At 65.2% G+C, this 2724-nt stretch carries 2 protein-coding genes and 1 pseudogene; all 3 read left to right on the top strand.

Features of this window, described 5'->3' with window-relative positions; genetic code table 11:
- Positions 1–38: 38 nt before the first annotated feature.
- Positions 39–1343, top strand: a complete 1305-nt coding sequence (locus WAW17_RS23770) for an MCE family protein (RefSeq protein ID WP_422335359.1) — start codon at positions 39–41, stop codon at positions 1341–1343.
- Positions 1340–2572, top strand: a complete 1233-nt coding sequence (locus tag WAW17_RS23765) for an MCE family protein (RefSeq protein WP_422335358.1) — start codon at positions 1340–1342, stop codon at positions 2570–2572. Before WAW17_RS23770 ends, WAW17_RS23765 begins: the two co-directional genes overlap by 4 nt.
- Positions 2569–2724 (top strand): annotated as a pseudogene (locus WAW17_RS23760) (virulence factor Mce); the annotation flags it as partial. The gene WAW17_RS23765 and the pseudogene WAW17_RS23760, both read left to right, overlap by 4 nt.

Below are 2724 nucleotides of genomic sequence, written 5' to 3'. Positions count from 1 at the left end.
GGTTCGAGGACTCGGGTACTTCCCCCGGAGGCACCGCGATGACCGATCGACAGGAGACGAACGATCGGTCTCCCGACTCCCGGAAGAAATGGTGGATCCGCGGCGGGATCGCTGCCGTCGTGGTGGCACTCGTCGTGGGCACGCTGTTCTTCGTCCTTCCCCGTCTCGGCAAGAACACGATCACCGCGTACTTCCCGACCACCACAGGCCTGTACTCGGGCGACGATGTGCGGGTGCTCGGTGTGAAGGTCGGCGACGTCGACAAGATCGAACCGGCAGCCGATTTCGCCAAGGTCACCATGACCGTCGACTCGGGGGTCGAGATACCCGCCGACGCCAAGGCCGTCATCGTCGCACCCAGCCTGGTCTCCGGCCGGTTCGTCCAGCTGACCCCCGTCTACGCGGGAGGACCGACCCTGCAGGACGGAGCCTCCATTCCCATCGAACGCACGGCTGTGCCCGTCGAATGGGACGAGATCAAGAGCGAACTGAACAAGCTCTCCACCGCCCTCGGACCCCAGGGCGCCGACGAGCAGGGATCGCTGGGAACGTTCATCGACACCGCGGCAGAGAACCTCGACGGCAACGGCGAGTCGCTGCGGAACACGTTGCGCGAGTTGTCGGCCACCATGCGCACACTGTCGGACGGCCGGACCGACCTGTTCTCCACCATTCGCAATCTGCAGACGTTCGTGGCGGCGCTGTCGTCCAGTAACGAGCAGATCGTTCAGTTCGAGGGCCGTCTGGCGTCCGTGTCGAGCATGCTCGCGAACAACTCCGACGAACTCGGGGTGGCACTGACCGACCTCGACATCGCATTGGGAGACGTCAACCGGTTCGTCGTCGAGAACCGGTCCGCCCTCACCGAACAGGTGGGACGACTCGCGGATGCCACGCAGCTGCTCGCGGACAAGCGACCCCAGCTCGAACAGGTGCTGCACGTCGCGCCGACGGCCTTGGCCAACTTCAACAACATCTACAAACCGGCGCAGGGTTCGCTCGTCGGTGCGGCCATCGGCACGAACTTCAGCAATCCGGTCGCGTTCATGTGTGGTTCGATCTCGAGTCTGGAGACGAACGATTCCGAGCGGAGCGCGGACCTGTGCGCGCAATACCTCGGGCCGGTGCTGAACTCGTTGACAATGAATTATCTTCCCATCCTTACCAACCCGGCGACGGGTGTGAACGCGTTGCCCGGCCAGATCCAATACAGTCCGCCGAGCCTGGCCGACTCGGTACCGGCACGTTCCGCTCCGGCGCCCACCGGGACGCTCGCAGGGATGCCGACCGTCGACGTACCCGGGAATCTGAACGACCTGCTGCAGCCTGGAGGTGGACGATGACAAGGCAATCGCACCGGCGAGTGCGGGCCGCCGGCATCGCCGCGGCCGCGGTGGCGGTCTCGCTCACCCTGAGCGGCTGTGAGTGGGAAGGACTGAACTCGATCCCCCTGCCCGGGACGGAGGGGCTGGGCGACGACGCGTACACGGTCGAGATCGAGATGCCGAATGTCACGACGTTGACGCAGAATTCACCGGTCAGGGTGAACGACGTGACAGTGGGTACCGTATCCGGCATCGATGTGAAGGACTGGCACGCGCAGGTCACCGTGTCGATCAACGGGGACGTCGAACTTCCGGCGAATGCGACCGCCAAGATCGGCCAGACCAGTCTCCTCGGTTCACAGCACCTCGAACTCGCCCCGCCCACCGACACGGAACCCGAGGGCCGGCTGGAAGACGGTGACGTCATTCCCATCGAGCGCGCCGGCGCGTACCCCACCACGGAGCAGACGCTGTCCTCGCTGTCGGTGGTGCTCAATGGCGGCGGCATCGCCCAGATCCAGGACATCACCCAAGAGCTGAACGCGGCCCTCGGCGGCCGGGAAGAGTCGATCCGCGACCTGTTGCCGCAACTCGATCAGCTCGTCACCAGCCTCGATCAGCAACGGGGCGACATCATCGGGGCCATGGAGGGCATCGACCGGCTCGCGGGAACCGTCAACGAGCAGAAGGCGACGCTCGAGGCCGCACTCGACGGCATTCCACCCGCGTTGGAGGTGCTTGTCGGACAGCGTCAGAACCTGACCACTGCCCTTGTCGAACTGGGCAGGCTGAGCGACACCGCGACCCGCCTTGTCGACAGCAGCGGAGAGGATCTGAAGGCGAACCTGCGAAATCTCACCCCGGTCCTTCGTGAACTCGCCAACTCGGGCAACGCGCTGACCGAGGTGCTGTCGCTCATGCTGACGTACCCGTTCCCGATGAAGACGATGGACAAGGCGATCATGGGCGACTACGCGAACCTGTTCATGATGATCGACCTGACCGCGGAGCGTGTCGACAGCAACTTCCTGACGGGCACGGGACTCGGTGGGTCGCTCGGTGGCGTAGAGGGAGCGGTCGGCGCCCTCGCGGGGGTTGCCGGTCACTCCGGCGACCCGCTCCGGGCTCCTTTGCAGCCCGCGCCGAATCCGGCACCGGTACCGGCTCTCCCCGGTCTTCCGCAGATTCCGGGTCTGTCGCAGATCCCCGGCCTTCCGCCGCAACTGGGAGGGGCACCGACGCCATGAGAATGACCAGATTCGTTCGAATCCAGTTGGTGATCTTCGCGGTCCTGACCGTCATCGGACTCGCGGTGATGTCGATCCAGTACGTGAAGGTGCCGGTGCTGTTCGGGATCGGCAGGTACGAGGTCACCGTGCAACTGCCCTCGACCGGGGGG

The organism is Rhodococcus sp. (in: high G+C Gram-positive bacteria) (assembly GCF_049286785.1).
In the GTDB taxonomy this organism is placed as follows: domain Bacteria; phylum Actinomycetota; class Actinomycetes; order Mycobacteriales; family Mycobacteriaceae; genus Rhodococcus_F.
The sequence above is the reverse complement of the archived record's forward strand: the minus strand, read 5'-3'. Positions and strand labels throughout refer to the sequence as shown.